This window comes from uncultured Algoriphagus sp. (genome assembly GCF_963974835.1).
GTDB lineage: Bacteria > Bacteroidota > Bacteroidia > Cytophagales > Cyclobacteriaceae > Algoriphagus.
Map to the genome: position 1 here is coordinate 23759 of NZ_CAXBET010000007.1, position 24264 is coordinate 48022.

Genomic DNA, 24264 nt, shown 5'->3' on the forward strand with positions numbered 1-24264 from the left:
TTGTGGTTACCCCTCTAATTTTCTACTAGTCAGCCATTTGACCATATTTGGGTCCCGATGATCAAAGAAGGAGCTTTCCTTTTGATCCAACGATTCGATTTGCTTGATGTCTTCAGGACTGAGTTCAAAATCCAAAACGTCAAAATTTTCTATCATCCTGGATTTGCTGACTGTTTTAGGAATTGCAATAATGCCACGCTGATTAAGCCAACGGATTACCACCTGGGCGATAGATTTCCCGTATTTGTCACCGATGGAGGCTAGAAGTTCATTGCTAAAAAGTTGGTTTTTACCTTCTGCAAATGGCCCCCAGGATTCGATCTGAATGTTGTTTTCAGTTAGAAATTGCTGGGTTTGGATCTGCTGGTGGAAGGGGTGGGTTTCGATCTGGTTAATTGCCGGAACGACTTCATGGAATGCCATCAGATCAACCACTCGATCGGGTTGAAAATTACTGATTCCTATTGCCCGTATTTTTCCCTCCTTGTTCATTTCCTCCATAGCTCTCCAGGATTCATGCACATTTCCATAGGGCTGGTGGATCAGATATAGATCCAGATAATCCAATTGGAGCTTTTTCAGGGATTTCTCAACAGCTGCTTTAGTCTTGTCAAAACCGGTATCCTGAATCCAAAGCTTGGTTGTAACGAACAATTCCTCACGGGCAATTCCACTCTTCTTAATAGCTTTTCCGACTGCTTCTTCATTTTGATAAGAGGTAGCCGTGTCAAGTAATCTGTATCCTACTTCTATCGCGTCTAAAACACTTCTTTCACACTCGTCCTGATCGGCAATCTGAAAAACACCAAATCCTAGAATTGGCATCTCTACTCCGTTGTTTAATGTTATGATTTTCATGTCAATTTTATTTGTTCAATTAGGTTATGTAGAAAAGCCAAGCCCACATGGACCTGGCCTTTCTTTCTTATAACCCAATCTATAATTTTTGTTTTCTGTTCTCAATTAATGATTTGCGGAACTGGGATGGATTCATATTCATCTCTTTTTTGAAAAAGTTATTGAAATGAGTCACTTCTGTGAATCCCAATGCATAAGCTATTTCAGACACGTTCCACTCAGTTTGCTTCAAAAGGCGTTTGGTTTCAGCTAGGATTCTTTCGCTAATGATGATTGAAGTTGGTTTATCATTTATTGCTTTGACCGATCTATTGAGGTGGTTTACATGGATATTCAGTTTGTGAGCAAAAGCTGATGCGGACCTAAGCTTTAGTGTCTTGCGTAAATCAGTAATAGGAAATTGATTTTCCAGCAATTCCAGAAAATCTGTACTGATCCGTTTTGCAGCAGAATTTGAATTTTCTTCTGTTTTTATCTTAGCTCTTATTTTATTCGCTGTCTGACTCATAGATTTTTATAATCTTTTTTGCTAAGTAGATGATCGCTTAGAAGCCCAAATCACTCAGCCAATTATTCACGGCCGTTCTTACTTCCACTTGCTTTTCCCCTTCCATGACAAATAATATCCCGTCTCTTTCTATTCCACCTGTAGTGGAATAGCCTTCCAGAATGTCACTTTCCGGACAAAGCTCCTCAACGGAGTCAAAGCTGCTTCCTATTCCATAACCTGCATTGGTATTGAAAGGAATAACAGTCTTGCCGCTGAGATCATTTTCACTCAGGAATGTTTTCATCGGTGGCGGTAACTGCATTCCCCAAGTCGGAAATCCCACAAATACAGTTTCGTATTTAAAGAGGTCCACTTTTGTCTTTAATGGAGGAAGTACCCCAGTCTCATTTTCCTGGGCAACTTGTGCTACAATGGCTGGATAGTCTTCAGGATAAGGGGTTTCCAATTCCAAACTCACCAAAGTCCCACCTGCCTTTTCCTGAATCATCTCTGCCACCGCTTTCGTGTTATTGGTACGCGTGAGATAAACTATAAGGATTTTATCCGAGTCTAATTCAACCGGATTATTATCTGCCTCGGTTTGTACCTGGCTTGTGCAGCTTAAGGAACTAAAGAGGAAAATGAATAGGAAGAAATACTTCATGGTTAGTTTGAATTGTTGTGGCTAGTGCGACACTAACTGGGGCCGTCGTGGCAAAGTGAATGTCACCACTCATTTAACTTACCTGTCCCCAGGCGCCATCAATTTGGTAAAAGAAAGGGATCCAAGTTTCCAGCCTTCGGCTTTTCTGATGTAAACCTCCGTGACTTCGAAAGGATTGGTGACTTCATTGCCTCCAACTTCGGCGATCAATGTGATGCGGTTGAGCAGGATGGCAGTGTTATCAATAATTTCAACAGATACTTCATGTATGTCCGCTTTCTTATACCAGATCCCGCCACTTCGGATGATGTTGACTTCTTGCTCTTTTCCCCAGGCTCCGCCCATATGGACAAACACTGATTTGTCATCAAAGAGCTCTGCAAGCTTATCCGTATCTTTATCTGCCATCCACTGCCATTTGGTTTTGGAGAGCTCAATGATTTCTTGTTTGGTTGCCTCGTCTTGGGCGTAGGTAAATTGGGCTGCAAAAAGAAGGATGAATACTCCTAGAATTATCTTTTTCATGCTTGATTGATTTTGAGATTAATGTTCAATCTCGTGGGTATCCCTCACGCTGCTAAATGTCAACGCAAGCATTTTCCAATCTTCACCCTGCTTTTGATATACCTCTGTCACGGTAAATTCTGTGACTACATCGTTTCCTCGAACAAAAGCTGTCAAGGTGATTCTATTCCAGACAATTGCGGTATTCCCTGAAATCTCAACAGCTGTATCATGTACCTCTGCTTTTTTGTACCAGATACTACCCGACTCGATGATTTCCAGTTCACGGTCTTTTTTCCAGCTTCCACTCATGTGAACAAACTTTGCCTTGTCATCGAATAACACTTCCAGTTTGGCAACATCCTTATCCGCCATCCATTGCCATTTGTCCATGGAAAGCTTTTTAATTTCCTGCTCGGTAGAAGTTTGGGCAAAAGTGAAGGAAACGCTAAATAATAAAAGGGTAAAAACGATGAGATGTTTTTGCATGGTTATTTTGTTTTTGATGTGATAAATTTCAATGCGTTGTAAATTGGATTTACCCAATTCATCGCTACTAATAGACGAAAAAAAATACTAGGGTTTGAGGTAAATCAGTAGACAGCAAGGTTCTCTCACCCAGTTAACAGATTTGATCTACGAATGAAAAACCCGCTTCGCATAACTTGCATAAAAATATATACTTTACCACTCGTTGGGGAAATCCTGTTTTCTGTAGAGCACAACAGTCAGTTGGATGATCCATGAGTTGTGGTGTTATTTAAAATTCTAAATTTCAAAAATGAAGAATAATGTGATATCGCGTCCGGCATTTTACGCGCTGCATGTACTTTTCTGGTTTTGCTATGGAGCCATATTATTTGCCTCGCTTAGCAGCTGGATTGATTCTCCGTTGGAAATTTGGAAAATCGTCATTTCTGATGTGTTGACTTCCTCCGCCATCACGTATCTGAATTACTATTTGCTTCTGCCCAAGCTGTACGCTAAAGGCAAGTATCTTTCCTACGTTATCGCTTCACTTGCTTTGGTGATTGTCATTGTGCTTCTGAGAGTCAATATCCTCGGGATGTCTCATAAATCTGTTGCTTATACTTATTTCATCAGATCGGTTCCTGCCATTGGTTTCTACTTGGTCACGACGGTTGTATGGTTCTTTGCCAATCTGATTAAAGCGCAGAGAAATGAAATTGAACTTCGAAATAGTCAACTCGCCTCTGAATTGAAGTTTCTGAAGCTACAGCTAAGTCCACATTTTCTATTCAACACGCTAAATAACATATATTCCATGGCTTATTTCAGCGATAGCAATACCGCACCGGCTATTATGAAACTCTCCGAAATGATGCGGCATATGCTCTATGAGGATCAGGGAAAATTTGTGTCCCTTTCCAGGGAAATCACCTTTATGGAGAATTTTATTGAGCTTTGGAGACTCAAACTGGATGAAAAACCCATAATAGTTTTCAAACATAAAGGAGTAAGAGACAGTCATCAGATCGCCCACTTGATCTTTTTAGTATTTCTGGAAAATGCGTTTAAACATGGGAATACTATTGACGGAACTATAAATATTAACCTACATGTGGATGCTTCTGATCAGCTGTTTTTCCATATTAAAAATGATGTGATTGACGCCCGTAAAACTGCCGAGGAGGAGAGTGGGGTGGGACTATCTAATGTCAAAAAGAGACTGAACCTGATTTATCCCGGTAAACATGAGTTGATTCTGGATCAGCAGTTCACCTCTTTTGAAGTGAAATTAACCATAAATCTAAAATGAACTACCAAGTCCTAATTGTGGATGATGAACCGCCGGCAAGAAAACTACTTTCGGACTATGTTTCTAAAGTTGTTAATCTGAAGCTGGCTGGAGTGTGTAGCAATGGGGAAGAAGCTTTGGCTTTTCTGAAGGAAAATTCTGTAGATATTCTTTTGCTGGACATTCGTATGCCCCTTATGACGGGAATGGATTTGCTAAATGAATTGGAAGATAAACCGCTCACAATATTTGTGACAGCCTATGGGGAGTATGCTTTGAAAGGATATGAGTTAGATATCATTGATTACCTGGTAAAGCCGGTTTCATTGGAGCGATTTAGAAAAGCTATCGATAAGGCGGTGGAATATCTGTCTGTACAAGTGGTAGCGGAGGAGCCTCCTGAGAAACCCGACTACTTCTTTATTAAAACGGATACGAGAATTGTCAAATTTCTCTTCGCCGAAGTGCAGGCAATAGAGGCTCAACGGGAATACATTAAGATTATTACAGCGAACAGGAAGGTAATGTCATTGGTTTCCCTCACCAGCATAGCCAATGCGTTGCCCGGAGAATTTATCCGTATTCACCGCTCATTTATTATTAACATGAGGCACATCGATGAAGTGCAGTCCAATGAAGTTTTGATAGGAAAGGAGCTCTACCCAATTAGTAGAAATTATAGGGACGAGTTTTTTAAAAAATTGGGAGACAGGAAGTTGCTATAAGTTAATCAGATACTTTTTTTGATTTAACGGCTTGGTTTTGTGAGTTTTAAAATGAGGAAATATTTTCGTGATTAGCGATTGTTTCTCCTTATAAATAGCATTGAGGATTGAGCTTTAATACGATTAAGACCTGTATAACTGAGAATTCTATTGGAATAACTATTGTGAAATTTAATTATACTTTAACCACTCTTTTTATGAAACCCTCCAATAAAAATGCGCTAACGCTAGTCAGGAGCAGACTACTCTTACTAACAAACTTGGTCTTCGTCGGATTGTTGATTTTCTCAGGATATTCCTTTAAAAATGGATTAAACAATCCATCAATCGAGTTGAAAGCCGAGGAAAAGTCTTTAGAGGCTTTTGAAAATGTCTATAAAGTGCTGATGAGCCCCCGCTGTATGAATTGCCATCCAGCTGGAGATATTCCACTTCAGGGTGACGAACAAAAACTGCACACCATGTCTCCAATGAGAGGGGTGGATGGCAAAGGGATTTTGACACTCAAATGTTCCAATTGCCATGCACCGGAAGGAGTGCCAGGTGATCACACGCCGCCTGGAAATCCCGATTGGCATCTACCTCCTGCAGATATGAAAATGGTCTTTGAAGGAAAATCTCCCAGAGAACTCGCACTTCAGTTAGTTGATCCGGAGAAAAATGGACATAAGGATATGGAAGCACTCAAAGAGCACGTCAATGACGGGTTGGTCAAAGAAGGCTGGACAATGGGTGGAGACAGAGAATTACCTCCCCTTAGTTATGAGGAATTCAAAGAAGCTTGGTTGACCTGGATTGAAAATGGTGCAGTGGCACCGGCTCAGTAAGGATAATGTAAATAAATGCGTAAGAATTAATATCCAAATTAGAAAGCTTTTAGCTTTTGATTTGGCTATTTCATTATAGGTGCTACAGTGCTTTAGCAGGAAAGCTTTAATATCAAATTACCTACTTATATTATATTTTGATTCCTATACCCAACCATCTAACTTATGTATTGATTACAGGTTGCTAATTATAACATATGGAAAGTAAGGAAATCAGGTTGCGATGTTGGATAGAGATAGAGGAAAAAAAATTTTTTGGTCCAGGACCTGCACAATTGCTCAAATTGATCCACAAGGAAGGCTCCATTGCCAAAGCTGCCAAAACGATGGGCATGTCCTATAAAAAAGCCTGGGATATCGTAACAGATTTGAACTCACGTGGTAAAAGCCCTTATGTAATTTCCAGAAAAGGTGGAGAAAGGGGTGGAGGGGCAGAATTAACTGAAAAAGGTATAGAGGTAGTTAGAAAATACGGGGAATTGATTGACTCATTAGAGTCAGTGGCTAAACAGTATAAGTATTTGATTGAGATAGTATAAAAGATATTAAGAGTAAAATTTTTTATTTATCACTTACAATTTATTATCACTTTCAAACAATTGTCGATTTTCTCGGATTAAAAATTTCCCAATTAGGTATTTCCGTGTACATTTCGATATGTATACGTGTATATATCGTTTGGTATACTCAAAGAGTTGGACAATCTGAGAAACGATTCCCATTCTCTCAAAATTAAGTTGTTGAATTTTGTTTAGAAATCTCACCTAACATTCCTTAAACCGGTACAGGTATGAATTGGAAACCAGTTTTATTTATATGTCTTATTTGCATAGTATTTTCCCCCGAATTTGCTGTCGGACAAATTGGGACCTCTCCTTCAATAATTATTGAAGGAGAGGTTTTAAATCCTTTGAAATTGAGCATAAAAGATTTGGTAAAAATGCAATCAACGCAAGTAAAAGTTCTGGATATGCAAGGAAAAGAGCATGTATATAAAGGTGTCATGCTCGTGCATATTCTTGACTCTGCTGGGGTTACTTTGCGAAAAGAGCTTAGAGGGAAAAATCTAACCAAATATCTGCTTCTTTCTGCACCGGATGGATACCAAGTTGTGTATTCTCTAGCTGAGATTGATCCGGAGTTTACCGATTCGGCGGTTATAGTCGCCTATGAAGTGGATGGTCATATGCTACCAAGTGGTGAAGGTCCTTTTCGAATTGTAGCATCAAAAGATAAAAAGCCAGCCCGTTGGATTCGTGAGCTGACCGCTGTTCAAGTACTTTTACCAAAAGACTAATAGTTTAACTTATGGTTAAGAAAATCGCTGTATTCGTACTGTTTACATTTTTTGCCAGTCATTCATTTGCCCAAAATTCCAATAGAATTCTGATTGGAGCTGCTTCCTACTTAAAATTTGCCTTGGATTCCATTATCCAGGTTTTCAATAAGGAAGACAGCAGAGCGGTCAATGTTACCTATGGTTCTTCAGGAAAGCTATATGAGCAGATTTCAAATGGCGCTCCGTTCGATCTATATTTTTCGGCGGATATCAGTTATGCGGACTTATTAAAAGAGAAAGGATTTGCAGCCTCTGAAGTATATCCTTATGGAATTGGAAGAATTGTGATTTGGAGTAAAAGATTGGACCCAACCAAGGATGGGATGAATGCTCTCCTTGCTTCATCAATTCGAAAAGTCGCAATTGCAAATCCCGAGCATGCCCCGTATGGTAAGCGGGCGATGGAATCCATGACATTTTACAAGCTGCATGACCAGATCAAAGACAAATTGGTACTTGGTGAAAATATCTCTCAGACGGCCCAGTTTGTGACCACCGGAGCAGCAGACATTGGGATCATAGCCTTATCATTGGCACTTTCACCTACTATGAAGCAATTGGGAGGAAAGTACTATTTAATTCCTGAGTCCAGCCATGACCCGTTGCTTCAGGGAGCAATCATTACGCTAAGAGCTAAAGGAAATGAGCTGGCTGAATCTTTTTTCAATTTTATGAAGGGGAAAAAGGCTGTCGATATTTTGTCTTATTTTGGGTTTACCAAACCCTGAATTGATGTTGGATTCCGAACCGTTCTATCTCAGTCTAAAGCTCGCAATAACCACAATGGGGAAACAAATTTGAATGTCTGCTTTCTATACAAGCTTACCGTGCTATATACTATGCTAATAGATACAAAACCGGATCAAGTATTGGTTAGTCATTTTCATGAACCATTTCGCTTGTAGGTAATTAACTCCTGGTTGTTTTTGTCGGATATTTGTGTTCTTCGTAAATTATTCATTCTGACAAAAGCTTATTTACTGACAAAATATCCTGAATCGACTTCTTTTAGGAGCTATATTTAATTCAGGCAATTATTACATACCCCTTTTCTTATTTGATAATTTATTGAGGGCAAATGATATATAAAAGGTATAGTCAAGCATCATTTTGAAGTTTCCTTGACCTCAATTAGGAAATATTTTTTACTAAAAGATTTAATAGTCGGATAAGGAATGTAATTTTTTTTAGACTTGGTAGTATTTGCAATTGTTGCGATAATTTTGTCCATTCAGGACTTATAGGTTATTTAAAATCCTGAACGATAAAGGAAAACTTGACTCAAACTCCATTTAGGAAAAATAATTGGAGAGTTAGCAGCAGTAGACCCTGCATTTATATATGTTATTCACTTGATAACAGGTGCTTACGCTTGGATTGATCTAAACTTATCCAAGTACTGAAGATATGAAATTGGTTTCAAAAAATAGGGGCAAAGGATTTCAAGATTTCTGTTTCAAATTTTAAAGAAGAGATTTTCTGTATTGCGTAGGGTTAAGGTCAGTATGCTTTTTGAAGAAATTATTGAAATGTGTCACCTCCGAAAATCCCAGGGCGTAAGCAACACCAGAAACATTCCAGGTACTTTGCCGCAGCAACACCTTCGCTTCCTGTAGCAAACGCTCAGCAATAAGAACTGAAGTGGTCTTTTGGGTAATTTCCTTGACAGCTCTGTTCAAATGATTGACATGTACATTCAGTTGATTGGCAAAGTCAGAAGCTGTTCTAAGTTTCACTGAGGTATGAAGTTCATCAACCGGAAACTGACGCTCTAAAAGCTCTAAAAAGATGGAACTGATCCGCTCTGATGCTGAACTCTTTTTGCTTTTCACAGGAGCGGCTGGCTGCATTTTCAAACCATAATGAATGAGTTCGAAAAGCAGGTTTTTAATCAGATCAAACTTGTATTTGTAATCAGAATCCAACTCTTTCTCCAGTTTGTCAAAAATCACCTGCACTTCTTCCGCTTGTTTATCCGTCAACTCAAAGAGATGTGTTCCATGACTTTGAAAAACTTCGTATTGCTGAAACTGGGAAAACTGATGAAAAAAATCCTTGCTGAAGATACAATACATGCCTTCTCTTTTACCGTCTAGATGTCTCCACTGATACGGAATCATAGGATTAGAAAAAGACAAGGCCTGCTTTTTGACCTCAATTTCCTTATCGGCATACAAGACCGAGCTGCGTCCCTTTACCAACATGATTTTATAAAAATCACGTCTTCTGTAAGGTATGACTGTTGGTTTATCTGGATCTAAAGGCTCCAGATGGAAGAGGTTAAAATGCTTCACCTCGCTATGAAAATCAGCCGACGAACAACTCTTTTTCCTCTCGTAAAACTCACCTAGGTTCTCTGGCTTTTCCATGTCATTAGTTTATATACTGAGAATTGATTTAGACAGAAACTCAGCAAACTGATTTTGATATCAAAACCAATCACAAAGTTGCGGTGTATCATTTTAAAATGATAACAAGATTCAAATCAATACTTACAAAATTCAAACATTTCTACAGTTCAAATTTAGATTCAAGTCAAATTCCTAAGTGACTTCTTGATTTGAATTACTAAAGTTCCAAAGTGACAATTATTACCATCAGAAGTCAATACAAACCGTAATGACCATTCAGTCAATTCACTATGTTGGATGTCCTTTTTTGCTAATTGTTTGAATATAGTAATCTATTGTTTGAATGCTGTTAGTATGAAAGATACCGAAAGGCAACATTTGTATTGTAATAAATCAGTAAAAGTACCTTCCGGTTTTTAGGTTCTATTTCTTTCTGAAGGCACTGAGTACTATTCAAGACCAATATCACAAAGTAAATCATGGAAAAGCGTAAATTAGGAAATCAGGGATTGGAAGTATCTGCTTTAGGGCTTGGTTGTATGGGGCTAACCTTTGGATACGGCCCTGCTACGGACAAAACTGCAGCTATTAAGCTGATCAGGACTGCGGTAGAGAAAGGAGTGACCTTCTTTGATACAGCAGAAGCTTACGGCATCGACAACGAAGAAATCCTGGGTGAAGCACTTGCTCCGTTCCGTAAAGACGTAATCATTGCCACCAAATTTGGATTCAAAAATGGCGATTCAAAACAAGGCCAAGACAGTCACCCAGACAGAATTCGATTGGTAGCTGAGGAATCGCTGAGACGATTGAAAACCGATGTCATTGACCTGTTTTATCAGCATAGAGTTGATACCTCTGTACCGATGGAAGATGTGGCAGGCACAGTGAAAGAACTCATCCAAGAAGGGAAAGTGAAGCATTTTGGACTATCCGAAGCAGGAGTAAACTCTATTCGAAAAGCGCATGCTGTCCAGCCTGTCACAGCTTTGCAAAGTGAATACTCGCTTTGGTGGAGAGAGCCTGAAATTGAAATCCTGCCTACACTCGAAGAACTCGGAATCGGCTTTGTGCCTTTTAGTCCATTGGGAAAAGGCTTTTTGACTGGTGCTATTAACGCAGGCACCAAATTCGACAGCTCTGATTTCAGAAATATTGTTCCTCGTTTTACAGAAGAAAACAGGAAAGCCAATCAACAATTAGTGGATTTACTCCAAGAAATTGCTGTAGAGAAAGGAGCGACCACAGCACAGATTGCATTGGCTTGGCTACTCATACAGAAACCTTGGATTGCACCTATTCCCGGAACTACTAAACTGCATCGATTAAAAGAAAACATTGGAGGAGCCAGTATTAAACTCAATGCAGACGATTTAATCAATATCGAAGCAGTTGCCGCCCAAGTGGAAATTCAAGGTGCCCGCTATCCGGAGAATTTGGCTAAAAGGGTTGGAAACTAGAGTCCTATCTAAGATGAAAACGGAAAATAATTTTATTACAAACAGACGAGATTTCATCGTGAAATCCTCGCTGGCCGGAATGGCCTTAACCTTTGGATCGACGTCTTGGCTTTCTGCGGGAAGTCGTGGAAACCAAACCTCCAATCAAAAGTCAACTTCTGATCTCGCCAGTTTCTCCGCAGCAACTCAAAGAAAAATCGGATCCTTGGAGGTGTTCCCTGTGGGAATTGGTTGCATGAACGCAGCGTGGGGATTCGGAGAACCCATGGAAAAGTCAGCTGCAGTAAAATTGTTTAGAGGAGCAGCAGATAACGGGCAAAATTTCTTTGACACAGCAGAAGCCTATGGAGCTTGGCTCAGCGAAGAGATGGTAGGAGATGCCCTTTCCCCTATCAGAAAGGATGTAATAATCGCTTCCAAATTCGGTTTCCAGATCAATGATCAGGGAAATATAACCGGACTCAACAGCCGACCTGAAAACATCAGAAAAGCCACTGAAGGCTCAATGAAACGACTGAAAACTGATTACATTGATCTTTTGTACCAGCATAGAGTTGATCCGACCGTTCCTATTGAAGATGTGGCGGGAACTGTCCAAGATCTTATAAATGAGGGGAAAGTCAGAGAATTCGGACTGTCAGGCGTTGGTGAAGCTACTATCAGAAGAGCACACGCTGTGCAACCAGTAAGTGCTGTTCAAAATGAATATTCAGTTTGGACTCGTGACCCAGAGGGTGAAGTTTTGGCTGTTTGTGAAGAGTTAGGAATTAGTTTGGTTTCTTGGTCTCCTTTGGGGAAGGGCTATTTGACAGGGACCGTTTCTCCTGATACTATTTTTGCAAATGGTGATCGCAGAAGCACCATGCCACGATTTACCAAAGAGGCCATGCAAGCAAATTGGGAATTGGTTGAATTGCTGCAAAAAATTGGGGAGAAATATAATTCTACTCCCGGTCAAGTAAATCTAGCTTGGTTACTCGCGAAAAAGCCATTCATCATACCAATTCCTGGGACTACAAACTTGGAACACTTAAAAGAAAACATGCAAGCGTCCAATGTTCAACTCACCCTAGGTGATTTACAGGAAATTGACTTGGGTTTGTCTAAAATTCAAATCGTAGGAAAGCGCGCTGCTGAAGATGTATTAAAATTATTGGATATAGGAAATCAGGGTGACGTGAAGTCAAAAGGCACACATGGGATATCGCCACTTCCTAAAAGTTAATTGAATTTTCATCTAGAATTAAAAGTCAAAAATAAATGAAAACTACCAACAGCACAGCATACGGAACTGAAGCAGAGGGCACTCCGCTGCATAAAATTGAAATCAAAAGAAGAGAACTACTACCTTCCGATGTGGAAATGGAAGTTCTGTATTGCGGTATCTGCCATTCGGATCTGCATCAAATCAAAAATGACTTTGGAGGAACTATGTTTCCGATTGTTCCTGGACATGAAATTTTAGGAAGAGTAACCCGCGTGGGTTCAGATGTAAGCAACTTCAAAGTAGGTGAACTCGCCGGCGTGGGATGCATCGTGGACAGCTGTGGTCACTGCGAAAGTTGTGAGGATAACTTGGAGATGTTCTGCGAAGAAGGAGTAACCTTTTCTTTCAATTCTCCAGACAAACATCTAGGAGGGGCAACATTTGGAGGATTCTCAAAGTCCTATATATGTGACGAGAGATATATGCTGCACATGCCAAATTTTGAAAATCTAGCAGCAGCAGCTCCTCTACTTTGCGCAGGAATAACGGTCTATTCTCCTTTGAAGCACTGGAAAGCAGGCCCAGGAAAAAAAGTTGGCATTTTGGGAATAGGCGGTCTTGGCCATATGGCTATTAAAATCGCGAAAGCCATGGGAGCCGAATTAACTGTATTTACCACTTCTCCTTCCAAGGTTGAAGATGCAAGGCGCTTGGGTGCAGATTACGCTATCCTATCCAGCAACGCTGAAGAAATGGCCAAATATACCGGTCAATTACATTTTATCATTGACACTGTTTCCGCAAAACATGATGTGAATTCGTATCTGAATCTCTTGAAACATGACGGAACAGTCGTGTTAGTTGGCCTTCCTCCAGAGCCTCTCGAAGTAGGCGCCTTTAATGTCGTCATGGGAAGAAAAAGTTTTGCAGGCTCCAACATAGGAGGCATTGCAGAGACGCAGGAAATGCTGGACTTCTGCTATGGGCATAACATCACAGCCGACTCAGAAATCATCGCGATGCAGGACGTGAATGATGCTTTTGACCGATTGGAAAAAGGTGATGTCAAATATCGATTTGTGATAGATATGGCCACCCTCTAAATCTGAAAACCCTAAATTCTTTTCCTATGAAAACCAATCAACCAAACATCCCCCAAGAATCAAATTCTACCAGAAGAAACTTCCTTAAAATTGGAGCGACTTTGGGAGCTGGGATATTGAGTGCTCCAGCTATTTCAGCTTCTGTTTTAAAACAGCCGAACTCAATGAACTCTCTCAACATTATGAAGCATAGAACGCTTGGTTCAGGCAAACATAGTTTGGAAGTCTCTGCTCTTGGATTAGGATGTATGGGTATGAGTTATCACAGAGGCCGAATACCTGATCGAAATGTGAGTATTAAACTGATTCGAAAAGCAGTAGAATCTGGAGTTCTTCTTTTTGATACAGCTGAAGTATATGGAGCCTATACGAATGAAGACTTAGTCGGAGAAGCGCTTCAGCCTCTGCGAAAGGAAATTTTGATCTCCACCAAGTTTGGTTTTAACATCGAAAACGGAACGATGGCTGGACTAAATAGCCGCCCTGAGCAAATCAGAAAAGTAGCTGAGGAATCTTTAAAGCGATTGAGAACTGATGTGATCGACTTATTTTATCAGCATCGCCAAGATCCAAATGTGCCTGTGGAAGATGTGGCGGGCACCGTTAAGGATCTAATTGCAGAGGGGAAAGTCCGAAATTTTGGATTGAGTGAGGTAAATGCTGATACACTCCGTCGAGCTCATGGGGTCCAACCTGTCACTGCCCTTCAAAGTGAATATTCCCTAATATGGAAAAAACCTGAAGGTGATATTTTAAATACCTGTGAAGAATTAGGAATTGGTTTTGTTCCATATAGTCCTGTCTGTCGTGGCTATTTGACAGGCACTCTGAACGGACAGACTAAGTTCTTTGCTAAAAATGATAACCGAGCAGGCTTGCCTCGGTTTACATCTGAATCCATGATCGCCAACTGGCCATTGATCGAAGTTCTGATCAACTTCGGACATCAGCGGGGATTGACGCCAACACAGGTATCCTTGGCTTGGCTCCTTCATCAGAAGCCTTGGATCGTGCCGATTCCAGGCACTACGAAAGAAGCGCATTTACATGAAAATCTAGCAACATCCGAAATACAGTTTTCTCAGGCTGATCTTATGGAATTGGACGATGCAGTTTCGAAAATTGAAATCGTCGGAGATCGTTATACAGAAGTGGAAAGAAGCAGAGTGCAGAACTAAGTCTGTAAACACTTAGTATCTCAAGAATATTGAAAGGAGTGGCAAAGCGCTCCTTCTTTCCAAATAAACATATACCTATGAAAAATGTATTGATACTCGGTGCTTCCGGCACCATAGCGAGGCATGTCTATGATTTGCTAATTAACAATTCCAGCATACAGTTGACGCTATTTTTAAGAAATGCTAGAAGGCTTCGAAAGAATAATGTTGCTAGGGCTCAAATCATTGAAGGAGATGTTCTAAATTATACCCAGCTCAAAGAAGCTATGTTTGGTCAGGAAATCGTCTATGTCAATCTTGCGGGAGAGCTTGGAAATATGGTCAAAAACATTGTCAGAGCCATGGAAGAAACTCAGTTGAAGCGGATTATATTCATCTCCTCCATCGGAATTTATGATGTGCCAATGAAATCTGTGTTGGAACAGTATCGAAAGGCTTCTGACATAATCGAGTCTTCTGAATTGGATTATACCATTTTAAGACCTGCTTGGTTCACGGCAACTGACGAGGTGGACTATGAAATCACCACTAAAGGTGAGCCAGAAAAAGGCTCTGTGATTTCGCAAAGGAGTCTGGCAACTTTTATCTCCAAGCTAATTGAAGACCCTCAAATTAATGTGAGGCAAAACCTTGGGATCAATAAACCAAATTCATAGAAGAATTGTCATTCCTGAATTTCCATTATGATGAGTAGGGATTTGATATAATTTTTGGACTACAGGTACTATAAGGCTATTCATGCGGTTGATCAAATGATTTTACATAAACTATAGATCGGAGCGATTAAGTGCCGAGGCTTGATGCTAAATGAAGGAATTATAAGGCATAAATTAGAGAGTATTCAATCCTCTAGAACTTAATTGATTCCGAGAAAAGGCTTTAAAGCATACCAAACCGCTTCAAAATTTTCCAAAAACACCACATGACCAGAGTTTGGAATGATGCTCAATTGGCTGTTGGGAATCATGTTGTAGGCATTGATTACGGTAGGCAGCGGAGCATTTCGGTCCAATTCGCCTGACATCACCAGTACAGGGCATTTGATGGAGCCAAATAACTCTTTGCTTGCAGTCATAGAATTATAAAAAGATTCCATGGCTGCCCAGAAATCCTCCAAACGCTCCGGTTCTGGCATGATTAATTTTCTTTCCTGCCAAAGCTTATTTTCGGGATCAAAAGGCCCTCCGCTGAATACCACTTTTCGAAGTCCCGGAATTTGCTCCCCTGCACCGATTGCTATCAGCTTTTTTACCCTTTCCGGATACATACTCGCTACTTTGTATCCGGTGTATGCTCCGTCGCTGAAACCGAGTACAGTCACAGAATCTTTCGTTACTTCATTGATTACATCAAAAATGTCTTTGGCTTTCCTCTCATAGGTAATAGGGAAAATACCCATTTCCGACTTGCCATGTCCTCGGCTAGAAATGGCTATTACCTGATAGTTGGGTTTCAATTTGTCAATAAACTGTGTCATTTCAGCGGTGGAACCCATAATTCCACCATGCAACAGCACAATTGGTTCACCATTGCCATATACTTCATAGTAAATCTTTGCGTCTCCAGCGGTCACGTAGCGTCCAGCCGCTGGGTTGTTGCCATAGTCGACCTCTTGGGCATAGCTATGAATGGTCATTATCATTAGCGAGAATAAAAGAAGCTTTTTCATTCGAAGGTTGATAAATTCTTGTGGATCAAATCATGGAAAGGAATAGAGTGCGCAATGCAACAGTTAGTCTGGTTAAATATCCGACACCTTTTCTTGCGCTTTCTTCTCTAAGTAAGCTCTTTTGGTCACTTTAAGATCCCTGAAATAGCCAATGGTTCCAATATCGACATACAGGCCCACAAATCCTTTTTTGGTTTTTCCCAGCATTTTGTCAACCACAAAAGAGGAGTACTTTTCATCGTTAATAAACATCTCGGCGGATTCTCCATTGACTTCGATTCGCATGGTGAACCATTCATTCAGAGCAGTTGGGGCTGAGCCTTCATACTCGAAAGGAGCGATTTTTCTCAAGGTGTCGAATTTGTAATCGGGGTAGGAAAAGTACTGAACAGAGTGGTTTCTGAATCGCTGACTACTCGCCCTTCCGACCTTTGGTCGAACGTAGATGCTCTCAAATTCCGAGTCATCTTCTTTTACTCGAAAGAAAAGTCCAATGAATCCGGCAATTCCGGAATAAGGTGCCGGAACCTTCAATTGGCTGTACATTTTGACTTCGATGGTTCCATTTTCAAAGTCATCCAGACCAACAAGCCTGGCATAATGGGGTTCGTCTACCGTGGCTTCCACTCGGGTGGAATCAAAGGGGATCGCATTGAGATCTCGTTCGATTTTTAATGTTCTCTTTCCCTGGAATTTGACGATTTCTCCAGTTGTGTTGTGCAACTCAAATTCCTGCTTTTTGAGTTTCAAGGTTTGAGCATTCACATTCAAAGAAAATGAACTGGTCAGAACCAAGAGGACCAATAGTCTATGAAATATTCGCATAAATCTTCTGCTTAGAATAGTTTCTCATTGGGAGGAGTTACCCCTGCCAAGCGGATATAGACCGTGGTTTGACCTCTGTGGTGTGTTTGATGCTCAAACAGCTTTTCCAGGGCCTTGCCTTTGGTCATTTCGAATCTTCCGAAGAGGGTCACGTTTTCGTTGAGTTTTTCAGGAGTCATCGTTTTTAGATTTGCAATAACAAAGTCATAACCCGCAGTTACTTGTTTTACCACGCTTGCCTTGCTTTGATCTGCGGATTTTTCAGATTCTCCCATTCCTATTGGACTTTGCGCTCCTGTGGCAGCGGATGTAAAACTGTAATTGGCATCGGTCAGGTGAAGCATCTGCTGGGCAAAAGTCCTCATCTCGGGAGTTGGCTTGAGATTGTACTTGTCAGCAGGCATAGTTTCCAGATATTCCAAAGTGTAGGCTTTGGCTCTTTCCCAATCAGCGACCAAGGAAGAGGTTGCAGTTTGTGCATTTGCAACTGACGTCATAGCGAAGAAGCATAGAAATATGAAAAGGATTTTCATGAGTTTGGATTTTTGGTTTTTGTTATTGCAAAAATCCGAACTCTGCCTGCTTGCTACCCTTAAACTAGATTAAGAAATCAGCCTTTATTGGTAAGATTTTTCCTTATTTTGCTTAAAAACTCAGGGGTGATACCTAAATAAGAAGCGATTTGGGTATTGGGAAGTCGATTCGAAAGAGAAGGATATTGCTCCAAAAAATCCAAGTATCTCTGATCTGCGGTCGAGCTAAAAGTCTGCATCACACGATTTTGTAATTCAATGTATTTGTGTTCGATAGTGACTTTGAAAACCCGGTTGATCTTCGGGATTTTCTCAAAAAGTCGGTAAAGGTCCTTTTGATGGATTTTTAGGATTTCGGAAGTTTCCAGAGATTCAATATTTAAAAGGCTGGGTTTACCAGTATAAAAACTTGAGATGTCAGCAATCCAATCATTTTGCGCAGCAAACTGAATATTGTGTTCAAAGCCTCGATCGTCGATTCCGTACATCCGAAAGCAACCCCGAACCACAAAAAAATATTCTTTGCATACCTTTCCGGATTCTAATAGCTTTTGTCTCTTTGAAATTTTTTCCACTTCAAAACTTTCCGTAATCAAATTCATTTCCTCTTCAGAAAAGTGAATGAATGATTCTAGAAAATTGGCTAAAGGTCTCTTGGAGTTCATCCTGAAAGTTAACCCGAAACCATTAAAATGGAAAACTTAAAACTAAGGTGCCTTACCGATAAATTACCATTTTTGCTCATCACTATTATTGAGCGGCATTAGTATTTTTAAAGCATTTTCTGCGATTGAAGAAATTGTCACATACAAATCAGTGTTTTTTAATCGAAATAGAGCTGTACCATTAGGTTGTTTCAGGAACTCCCAATATTAAAGCGTAGTACCATCAAAGGGCTGTTGCTATAATGCAACACCTGCTATTTGCTCAGATTCGGGCTGAAAAGGTTTTCTTCGTGAAAAGATTCTTGTATAAGTTATGTCACTCAAAGAGATCATTTCCCATGTGATGCATTTCAAATCCTGATGACCATAGCCAATGAATGAATCAATTTACATTTTTAGTAAATGTTTTCTTGTATTATCAATACCATTTCCTAGATACAGAAAGGCACAAATTGCTATCCAATGAATCCATGCATCTGTTTTTAAAAAAAAATATTTACCCTACTTAATACCACTCTCCATTTTATTTCATTCTTATTTATTTAAATCAAGTGCCAAGTATATCTCAATCAAAAACCATAAGAGTAATTAAAAAGAGCTTAGGTAAAAATGCAACTAATCTAAGCGATTTCGATATTCACTTGGACTTAGCCCCAATACCTTTTTTACATATCGAGTGAAAAATGAACGGCTCGAAAACTCCATCTTGTCTGCAATCTCAGAAATATTCAAGTCGGTGTTTTGAAGAAGGATTTCCAAACGTTCCTTCGCAAATCGCTGAATCCATTCGGAAGCAGTAACTCCTGAATTCTGTTTACAGACAGCATTTAGATATTTAGCCGTGATATGAAGCTGATTGGCATAAAACTGAACCTCCCTTTCCTTCATGCAATATTCCTGGAGGAGATGCATATATCGCTCATATAGGGAGCCCGTTTGTATACTTCGCTTTCTATGTTCAAAATCATTGGAGAAAACGTGCCACATCTCCAGAATAAACAGGCGCATTTGAAATTTCAGTACCTCCTCATAAAACCTGTGTTCTGTCTGAATAGATTTTTCATGCAATAATCTAAAATTCTGCAAAATTCTGTTCCTGTCATCCTTATCGTGTAAATGAAGTACTGGGAAGCGATTAGAATGTAAAGTGGCATCAATACTTCTGCCTTGATCAGGAATGTTGTCATTTAATAATTCTTTCTCCACTAATAGAACTGAGGCCTTGAAATTTTTAGAAAATGTTATATCAATTACCTTACTCCCTGAAAACCAGAAAACAAATTCTCCAGCTCTACATTTAAATTCTTCCTGATTAAAAATAAATTCCATCGAACCTTTTTGACACAATAAATGGGTATGATAATATTTTAAAAATTCTTCAGGAAAATCTTCTTGGTTTTTGACTTCCAATAAGAATACGTTGGACCTGTTTATCATTTAAACCCACTATTTTTTTTTGAATTTTTCATATAGGTGAAATATGACACTAATCTAGAAAAATGTGTAATAAAGGGAAAAAATGATTCGATAATTTTGTATTGCAATACAAAACAAAGGAAATGATCGAAAAAGACATATTTGAAAAACTGAAATCAGGTGAAACTATTTCAGCTTCAGATTCAGAGGCTTTTAGAATGCGTGAAGCTTCATTTGCCACTAAAGAGTTGTTATTACAGATGAACAATACTTCCGATCCTGCAATAGTGAGGGATTTTTTGAGTCAAATTACCGGGACAAAGATTGACGAAAGTGTAGTGGTTTTCACTCCCTTCCATATCAATTATGGTAAGCATACCCAAATCGGGAAGAATGTGTTTATCAATTTTGATTGTGTCTTTCTCGATCTAGGAGGCATCATTATCGAAGAAGGTGTATTAATTGCCCCAAAAGTATGCTTGTCTTCAGAAGGGCATCTCATTTCACCAAAAGGAAGGCATTCGCTCATTCCAAAGCCGATCCATATTAAGAAGAATGCCTGGATAGGTGCAGGAGCCACCATTTTGCAAGGGGTTACAATAGGTGAGAATTCTGTAGTAGCGGCAGGTTCGGTCGTTTCCAAAGATGTTCCTGATAATACTGTTGTAGGTGGTATTCCTGCAAAAATCCTCAAGACCATTGATGAGGAATAAATCTGGGTGATAAACTTAAGTTTAGTACTATGAAATTAGATCATACACATATTCTTAGTCTGCTGATTACAATGACTTTGGGCTTAAGTTCATGCCAGCAGAATTCCTCCCTCAACGGAAAAGAGGTTTTAGAATCACTACCCACCAATGAAGAGCAAGCCATTTTTCCACAAGGGAATCTCGGTTCAAAGGAGAACTTCACAGGGAATGCCTACAACTACGGGCTAGTGCCGAATGACAGTAATTTGACTACGCTCGTGGGAAATGTCTATTTCGAACCAGGAGCCAGAAGTAATTGGCACAGTCATCCTGCTGGACAAATTCTCGTCATCACCGACGGAGAAGGTTTCCATCAAATTGAAGGGCAGCCCAAAGAAATTCTAAAAAAAGGATCTGTTGCCATATGCCCTCCTAATGTACGTCATTGGCATGGAGCAAGTCCTGAAAAAAGCTTGTATCAACTCTATATCGTGCCTAACACTGAAAAAGGAATCGTTGACTGGCAAGAAGCTGTGACTGACGAAGTGTATCTTAACTAAACATGGAACAAATGAAAAAGCAATTCTTCCATTCTCTTCTTTGCCTGGGATTACTTGGGCTAATGAGTTTTACAGCCTGTAAAAAAAACGATTCGGAAATCGACCCAATTCAATCACCAACAGCCATGCAGACGACTATCAAAATCACGGTGGCAGAAAAAACCTTTACAGCTGAATTGGTGGATAATCCCACCACGGCTTCTTTTCTCCAAATGTTGCCACTTACACTGGACATGCAAGAACTCAATAGGAATGAGAAGTTTTTCCGCCTCGAAAAAAGCCTTCCTACACAGGCTTCCGTGCCTTCGTCTATACGAACAGGAGACCTTTTGCTTTACGGAGACAATACTTTGGTGTTATTCTATAAGTCATTTAACACCAGCTATAGCTATACCCCGATGGGGACCATTAAAGATCCCGCTGGATTGGAAGCCGCTCTTGGGGCTGGTAATGTGACTGTAAAATTTGAAGTCGAAAACTAAACCACTATAAATTATGGAGATTAAGAAAAATGGAACGCAAGGTTTTTATTCAGGACCTGAGGAATGGTTTACCGGAAGTGTTAGAATTGAACCACTAATCTCAAAACAGCCTAAGACAGTTGCTGCAGGAGCTTTGGTGAGCTTTGAAGCGGGAGCGAGAACGGCTTGGCATACGCATCCAGCAGGCCAGACCTTGATAATTCAGACAGGTCTTGGGCTGGTTCAAAAAGAAGGTGGTCCAATTGTGCAAGTTGGCCCTGGTGATGTGATTTATTTCGAACCGGAGGAAAAACACTGGCATGGAGCAGATGCCCATTTCCCCATGAGTCATATCGCTATTCAAGAGGAAGTGAATGGAAAAGTGGTGGATTGGATGGAAAAGGTAAGCGACGATCAATACAAACTCACAAAAGGATAAAACATGAAATCGAGGACGACGCAAGGGGTACATATTGCGAGGAATATTAATCGTGCGAGATTCCATCTGACAACTGAAAAATGAATAATAAACAAATGAAAAAAATACAAGTTTTTGCAGTCACTATCTTTCTAATAATGGGAAATGGCTGTACACAGAAATCAAGTCAAGAAATGGAAAACAGCCAAAAAGAAGTCGTAAGCAAAGAAATTGCTAACGAAGAAACTACCTATACATTTGAGCTAAGTGATAAGGTAACCCGTCAAAAAGTAACCTTCAAAAACAGATATGGGATAACCCTGGCAGGTGATCTTTATCTTCCCAAAGATGCAGGTGACCAACCGCTAGAAGGATTGGCAATTAGTGGCCCTTTCGGAGCGGTGAAGGAACAATCTTCAGGATATTATGCCAATCAAATGGCAGAAAGGGGATTTGCTGTATTAGCTTTTGATCCTTCTTATACGGGCGAAAGCGGTGGCGAACCGCGCAATGTTGCCTCACCTGAAATTAACACAGAGGATTTCAGCGCAGCTATTGATTTTCTAGGATTACAGGAAGGCATTGATCGGGAGAAGTTGGGTATTATTGGCATCTGTGGCTTTGCAGGGTTTGCACTGAACGCTGTAGCAGTGGATAAGCGCGTGAAAGCTGTTGCGACCACCAGTATGTATGATATGTGCCGAGTAAATACCAAGGGATATTTTGACTCTACCACTCCTGAGCAACGCACTGCATTATTGGAAAACATGAGTTATCAACGATGGGAGGATGCTGAAAACGGTTCACCGGCTTTATCTCCTGATGGATTACCAAATGAACTGACAGGAGAAGAACCTCAGTTTGTGAAAGACTACTTTGATTACTATAAAACGGAAAGAGGTTTTCATCCACGATCCATCAACTCTAATGGTTCTTGGACGCTTACCACGCCAATTTCATTAATGAATATGCCAATCCTTACTTATATCAAAGAGATTTCTCCTCGCCCAATGCTTTTGATCGCAGGGTCGGATGCTCACTCGCTCTATTTTAGCAAGGACGCTTATGAAGCTGCCGCTGAGCCTAAAGAGTTGATGATTATTCCTGGAGCTGTTCATACAGACCTTTATGATGGGGGAGACAAAAACTATATCCCCTTCGACAAATTGAATAGCTTTTTCAAGGAGAATCTCAAATAAAATTAAAAGTTGCTTTATCACCCAGTAGGTCACTTGGAGACCGAATAAATTTCAAAAAACCAACAAACTATGAATTACACAATATCATCTGCTTTTGGTACCGAGGCTGCCGATCAGCCGATTAAGGAAATGACCATTCAACGCAGAGAGCTTTTACCAAACGACGTAGAAATCGAAATTCTTTACTGCGGTATTTGCCACTCCGACCTCCATGCCGTAAAAAATGACTGGGGAGGGTCTACTTATCCCTTGGTTCCTGGCCATGAGATCGTCGGTAAAATCACTCAAGTCGGTAGTGAGGTCAGCAAATTCAAAGTAGGTGACATTGGAGCGATTGGCTGTATTGTGGACAGCTGCGGTAAATGTAGCCATTGTCATGATGGAGACGAGCAATATTGCGAAACCGGCTGGACGGTGGTCTTTAATTCTCCTGATAAAATATCCGGAGGAATGACCTATGGGGGATTTTCGGAGAAAATCGTCGCCAATGCTGATTATGTTTTGAAAATGTCTGAAACTGTCGATTTGGCCGCCACCGCACCAATTCTTTGCGCTGGAATTACCGTGTATTCACCATTGAAGCACTGGAAAGTTGGCCCTGGTAAAAAAGTTGGAATCATTGGAATAGGAGGGCTAGGTCATATGGCCATCAAAATCGCCAAAGCTATTGGGGCTGAAGTGGTGGTATTTACTACCTCCCCATCCAAGTTGGAAGATGCCAAAAATCTCGGAGCTGATTCTGCAGTACTTTCCACGGACAAAGCCGCGATGAAAGCCCAACGAGATTTTGACATGATTCTGGATACTGTATCCGCCAAGCATGATGTAAATGTTTACCTCAATGCACTGAAAGTGGATGGCAGTTTAGTCCTTGTCGGACTTCCCAATGAGCCTTTGGAAATTGGGGCTTTCAATGTGGTCAATGGACGCAAAAGCTTCTCAGGCTCGAATATCGGGGGTATCGCGGAGACTCAGGAGGTGATTGATTTCTGTGCCGAGCATAATATCACTGCTGATATCGAACTAATCAAGCCCTCTGAAATCAATGAGGCTTTTGAAAGGCTCGAAAAAGGCGATGTGAAGTATCGGTTTGTGATAGATATTAAGAACAATTAATCTTTGCAAAAGCGTTAACTGGACTATGAATTTAAAGGGAAAGGCAAAATCTTTCCCTTTTTTATAGACGAAACTTGGAGATGAATTTCAGCTAGTTGACAATTTGAAATTACTTGTATTTTAGAATGTCATCTTTTTCTAAAATACTCTTATTAGCACCATTCAAGCTCACATGGTAAATAGTGATTAAGTTAGCAGTTGCTTTAAAAAAGTGTAAAACTCTTTTGATAGATGAACCGCTTTTT

The 24264-nt window shown here is 40.2% G+C and carries 28 protein-coding genes; 17 read left to right on the forward strand and 11 right to left on the reverse strand.

The features are described 5' to 3' along the window. Nucleotides 1-6: 6 nt before the first annotated feature. The 5 genes from AACZ73_RS14065 to AACZ73_RS14085 form a co-directional block, all read right to left on the reverse strand. The gene (locus tag AACZ73_RS14065; protein ID WP_339878774.1) at nt 7-858 is read right to left on the reverse strand and encodes an aldo/keto reductase; all 852 of its coding nucleotides are present in this window, start codon (nt 856-858) and stop codon (nt 7-9) included. 79 nt (nt 859-937) lie between these two features. After that, entirely contained in the window at nt 938-1366 is a 429-nt protein-coding gene (locus tag AACZ73_RS14070; RefSeq protein WP_339878776.1) for a helix-turn-helix transcriptional regulator, read from the reverse strand. A 37-nt stretch (nt 1367-1403) separates the two neighbouring features. After that, on the reverse strand, nt 1404-2012 hold the full coding sequence (locus tag AACZ73_RS14075; protein ID WP_339878778.1) for a flavodoxin: 609 nt from the start codon (nt 2010-2012) through the stop codon (nt 1404-1406). Between the two features lie 78 nt (nt 2013-2090). Beyond that, on the reverse strand, nt 2091-2537 hold the full coding sequence (locus tag AACZ73_RS14080; protein WP_339878780.1) for a nuclear transport factor 2 family protein: 447 nt from the start codon (nt 2535-2537) through the stop codon (nt 2091-2093). A gap of 18 nt (nt 2538-2555) precedes the next feature. Beyond that, entirely contained in the window at nt 2556-3005 is a 450-nt protein-coding gene (locus AACZ73_RS14085) for a nuclear transport factor 2 family protein (protein ID WP_339878782.1), read from the reverse strand. Nucleotides 3006-3297: 292 nt separating this feature from the next. Between AACZ73_RS14085 and AACZ73_RS14090 the strand changes: the two genes are divergently transcribed. The 6 genes from AACZ73_RS14090 to modA all read left to right on the forward strand — a co-directional run bounded on the left by AACZ73_RS14090 (nt 3298) and on the right by modA (nt 7894). Further along, nucleotides 3298-4296, forward strand: a complete 999-nt coding sequence (locus AACZ73_RS14090; protein ID WP_339878784.1) for a sensor histidine kinase — start codon at nt 3298-3300, stop codon at nt 4294-4296. Next, nucleotides 4293-5000 (forward strand): LytTR family DNA-binding domain-containing protein, encoded by a 708-nt coding sequence (locus AACZ73_RS14095; RefSeq protein ID WP_339878786.1) that lies wholly within the window; start codon nt 4293-4295, stop codon nt 4998-5000. The genes AACZ73_RS14090 and AACZ73_RS14095 overlap by 4 nt, the downstream gene beginning before the upstream one ends. Before the next feature lie 197 nt (nt 5001-5197). Further along, entirely contained in the window at nt 5198-5827 is a 630-nt protein-coding gene (locus AACZ73_RS14100) for a hypothetical protein (protein ID WP_339878787.1), read from the forward strand. A 197-nt stretch (nt 5828-6024) separates the two neighbouring features. Continuing rightward, on the forward strand, nt 6025-6366 hold the full coding sequence (locus AACZ73_RS14105; protein WP_339878789.1) for a ModE family transcriptional regulator: 342 nt from the start codon (nt 6025-6027) through the stop codon (nt 6364-6366). A gap of 251 nt (nt 6367-6617) precedes the next feature. Beyond that, nucleotides 6618-7124 (forward strand): molybdopterin-dependent oxidoreductase, encoded by a 507-nt coding sequence (locus AACZ73_RS14110; protein WP_339878791.1) that lies wholly within the window; start codon nt 6618-6620, stop codon nt 7122-7124. A gap of 11 nt (nt 7125-7135) precedes the next feature. Beyond that, nucleotides 7136-7894 carry a molybdate ABC transporter substrate-binding protein gene (gene modA, locus AACZ73_RS14115; protein ID WP_339878792.1) on the forward strand — a complete coding sequence of 253 codons (759 nt, stop codon included), beginning with the start codon at nt 7136-7138 and terminating at the stop codon, nt 7892-7894. A 735-nt stretch (nt 7895-8629) separates the two neighbouring features. On the opposite strand, the gene AACZ73_RS14120 is transcribed toward modA, so the two are convergent. Then, on the reverse strand, nt 8630-9535 hold the full coding sequence (locus tag AACZ73_RS14120; protein WP_339878793.1) for a helix-turn-helix transcriptional regulator: 906 nt from the start codon (nt 9533-9535) through the stop codon (nt 8630-8632). 461 nt (nt 9536-9996) lie between these two features. On the opposite strand from AACZ73_RS14120, the gene AACZ73_RS14125 reads away from it, so the two are divergent. The 5 genes from AACZ73_RS14125 to AACZ73_RS14145 all read left to right on the forward strand — a co-directional run bounded on the left by AACZ73_RS14125 (nt 9997) and on the right by AACZ73_RS14145 (nt 15121). Further along, entirely contained in the window at nt 9997-10977 is a 981-nt protein-coding gene (locus tag AACZ73_RS14125) for an aldo/keto reductase (RefSeq protein ID WP_339878794.1), read from the forward strand. 13 nt (nt 10978-10990) lie between these two features. Next, nucleotides 10991-12202, forward strand: a complete 1212-nt coding sequence (locus AACZ73_RS14130; RefSeq protein ID WP_339878796.1) for an aldo/keto reductase — start codon at nt 10991-10993, stop codon at nt 12200-12202. Nucleotides 12203-12237: 35 nt separating this feature from the next. Then, complete coding sequence (locus tag AACZ73_RS14135) at nt 12238-13287, forward strand: NAD(P)-dependent alcohol dehydrogenase (RefSeq protein WP_339878797.1); 1050 nt, start codon at nt 12238-12240, stop codon at nt 13285-13287. Between the two features lie 182 nt (nt 13288-13469). Then, nucleotides 13470-14465 (forward strand): aldo/keto reductase, encoded by a 996-nt coding sequence (locus AACZ73_RS14140; RefSeq protein ID WP_339879106.1) that lies wholly within the window; start codon nt 13470-13472, stop codon nt 14463-14465. A 77-nt stretch (nt 14466-14542) separates the two neighbouring features. Continuing rightward, nucleotides 14543-15121 carry an NAD(P)H-binding protein gene (locus AACZ73_RS14145; RefSeq protein WP_339878799.1) on the forward strand — a complete coding sequence of 193 codons (579 nt, stop codon included), beginning with the start codon at nt 14543-14545 and terminating at the stop codon, nt 15119-15121. Between the two features lie 200 nt (nt 15122-15321). Here AACZ73_RS14145 and AACZ73_RS14150 read toward each other — a convergent pair whose 3' ends face one another. The 5 genes from AACZ73_RS14150 to AACZ73_RS14170 form a co-directional block, all read right to left on the reverse strand. Next, entirely contained in the window at nt 15322-16134 is an 813-nt protein-coding gene (locus AACZ73_RS14150; RefSeq protein WP_339878800.1) for an alpha/beta hydrolase, read from the reverse strand. Between the two features lie 72 nt (nt 16135-16206). Continuing rightward, nucleotides 16207-16959, reverse strand: a complete 753-nt coding sequence (locus tag AACZ73_RS14155; protein ID WP_339878802.1) for a family 16 glycoside hydrolase — start codon at nt 16957-16959, stop codon at nt 16207-16209. A gap of 11 nt (nt 16960-16970) precedes the next feature. Then, nucleotides 16971-17492 (reverse strand): DinB family protein, encoded by a 522-nt coding sequence (locus AACZ73_RS14160; protein WP_339878804.1) that lies wholly within the window; start codon nt 17490-17492, stop codon nt 16971-16973. A 77-nt stretch (nt 17493-17569) separates the two neighbouring features. After that, nucleotides 17570-18157, reverse strand: coding sequence for a Crp/Fnr family transcriptional regulator (locus AACZ73_RS14165; RefSeq protein WP_339878805.1), 588 nt, complete (start codon nt 18155-18157; stop codon nt 17570-17572). A 615-nt stretch (nt 18158-18772) separates the two neighbouring features. Continuing rightward, entirely contained in the window at nt 18773-19486 is a 714-nt protein-coding gene (locus AACZ73_RS14170) for a helix-turn-helix domain-containing protein (protein ID WP_339878807.1), read from the reverse strand. Nucleotides 19487-19716: 230 nt separating this feature from the next. On the opposite strand from AACZ73_RS14170, the gene AACZ73_RS14175 reads away from it, so the two are divergent. From AACZ73_RS14175 to AACZ73_RS14200, 6 genes are all read left to right on the forward strand, one after another. Next, a complete protein-coding gene (locus AACZ73_RS14175) occupies nt 19717-20286 on the forward strand; it encodes a sugar O-acetyltransferase (protein WP_339878808.1) in 570 nt (189 codons plus the stop codon). 29 nt (nt 20287-20315) lie between these two features. Continuing rightward, nucleotides 20316-20825, forward strand: coding sequence for a cupin domain-containing protein (locus AACZ73_RS14180; RefSeq protein WP_339878809.1), 510 nt, complete (start codon nt 20316-20318; stop codon nt 20823-20825). Nucleotides 20826-20836: 11 nt separating this feature from the next. Continuing rightward, nucleotides 20837-21307, forward strand: coding sequence for a cyclophilin-like fold protein (locus tag AACZ73_RS14185; protein WP_339878811.1), 471 nt, complete (start codon nt 20837-20839; stop codon nt 21305-21307). Nucleotides 21308-21320: 13 nt separating this feature from the next. Then, nucleotides 21321-21725: a cupin domain-containing protein gene (locus AACZ73_RS14190; RefSeq protein ID WP_339878813.1), complete on the forward strand. Its 405-nt coding sequence runs from the start codon at nt 21321-21323 to the stop codon at nt 21723-21725. 95 nt (nt 21726-21820) lie between these two features. Continuing rightward, entirely contained in the window at nt 21821-22903 is a 1083-nt protein-coding gene (locus AACZ73_RS14195) for an alpha/beta hydrolase (RefSeq protein ID WP_339878815.1), read from the forward strand. A gap of 69 nt (nt 22904-22972) precedes the next feature. After that, the gene (locus AACZ73_RS14200; RefSeq protein WP_339878817.1) at nt 22973-24019 is read left to right on the forward strand and encodes an NAD(P)-dependent alcohol dehydrogenase; all 1047 of its coding nucleotides are present in this window, start codon (nt 22973-22975) and stop codon (nt 24017-24019) included. The last annotated feature ends 245 nt before the right edge of the window (nt 24020-24264 follow it).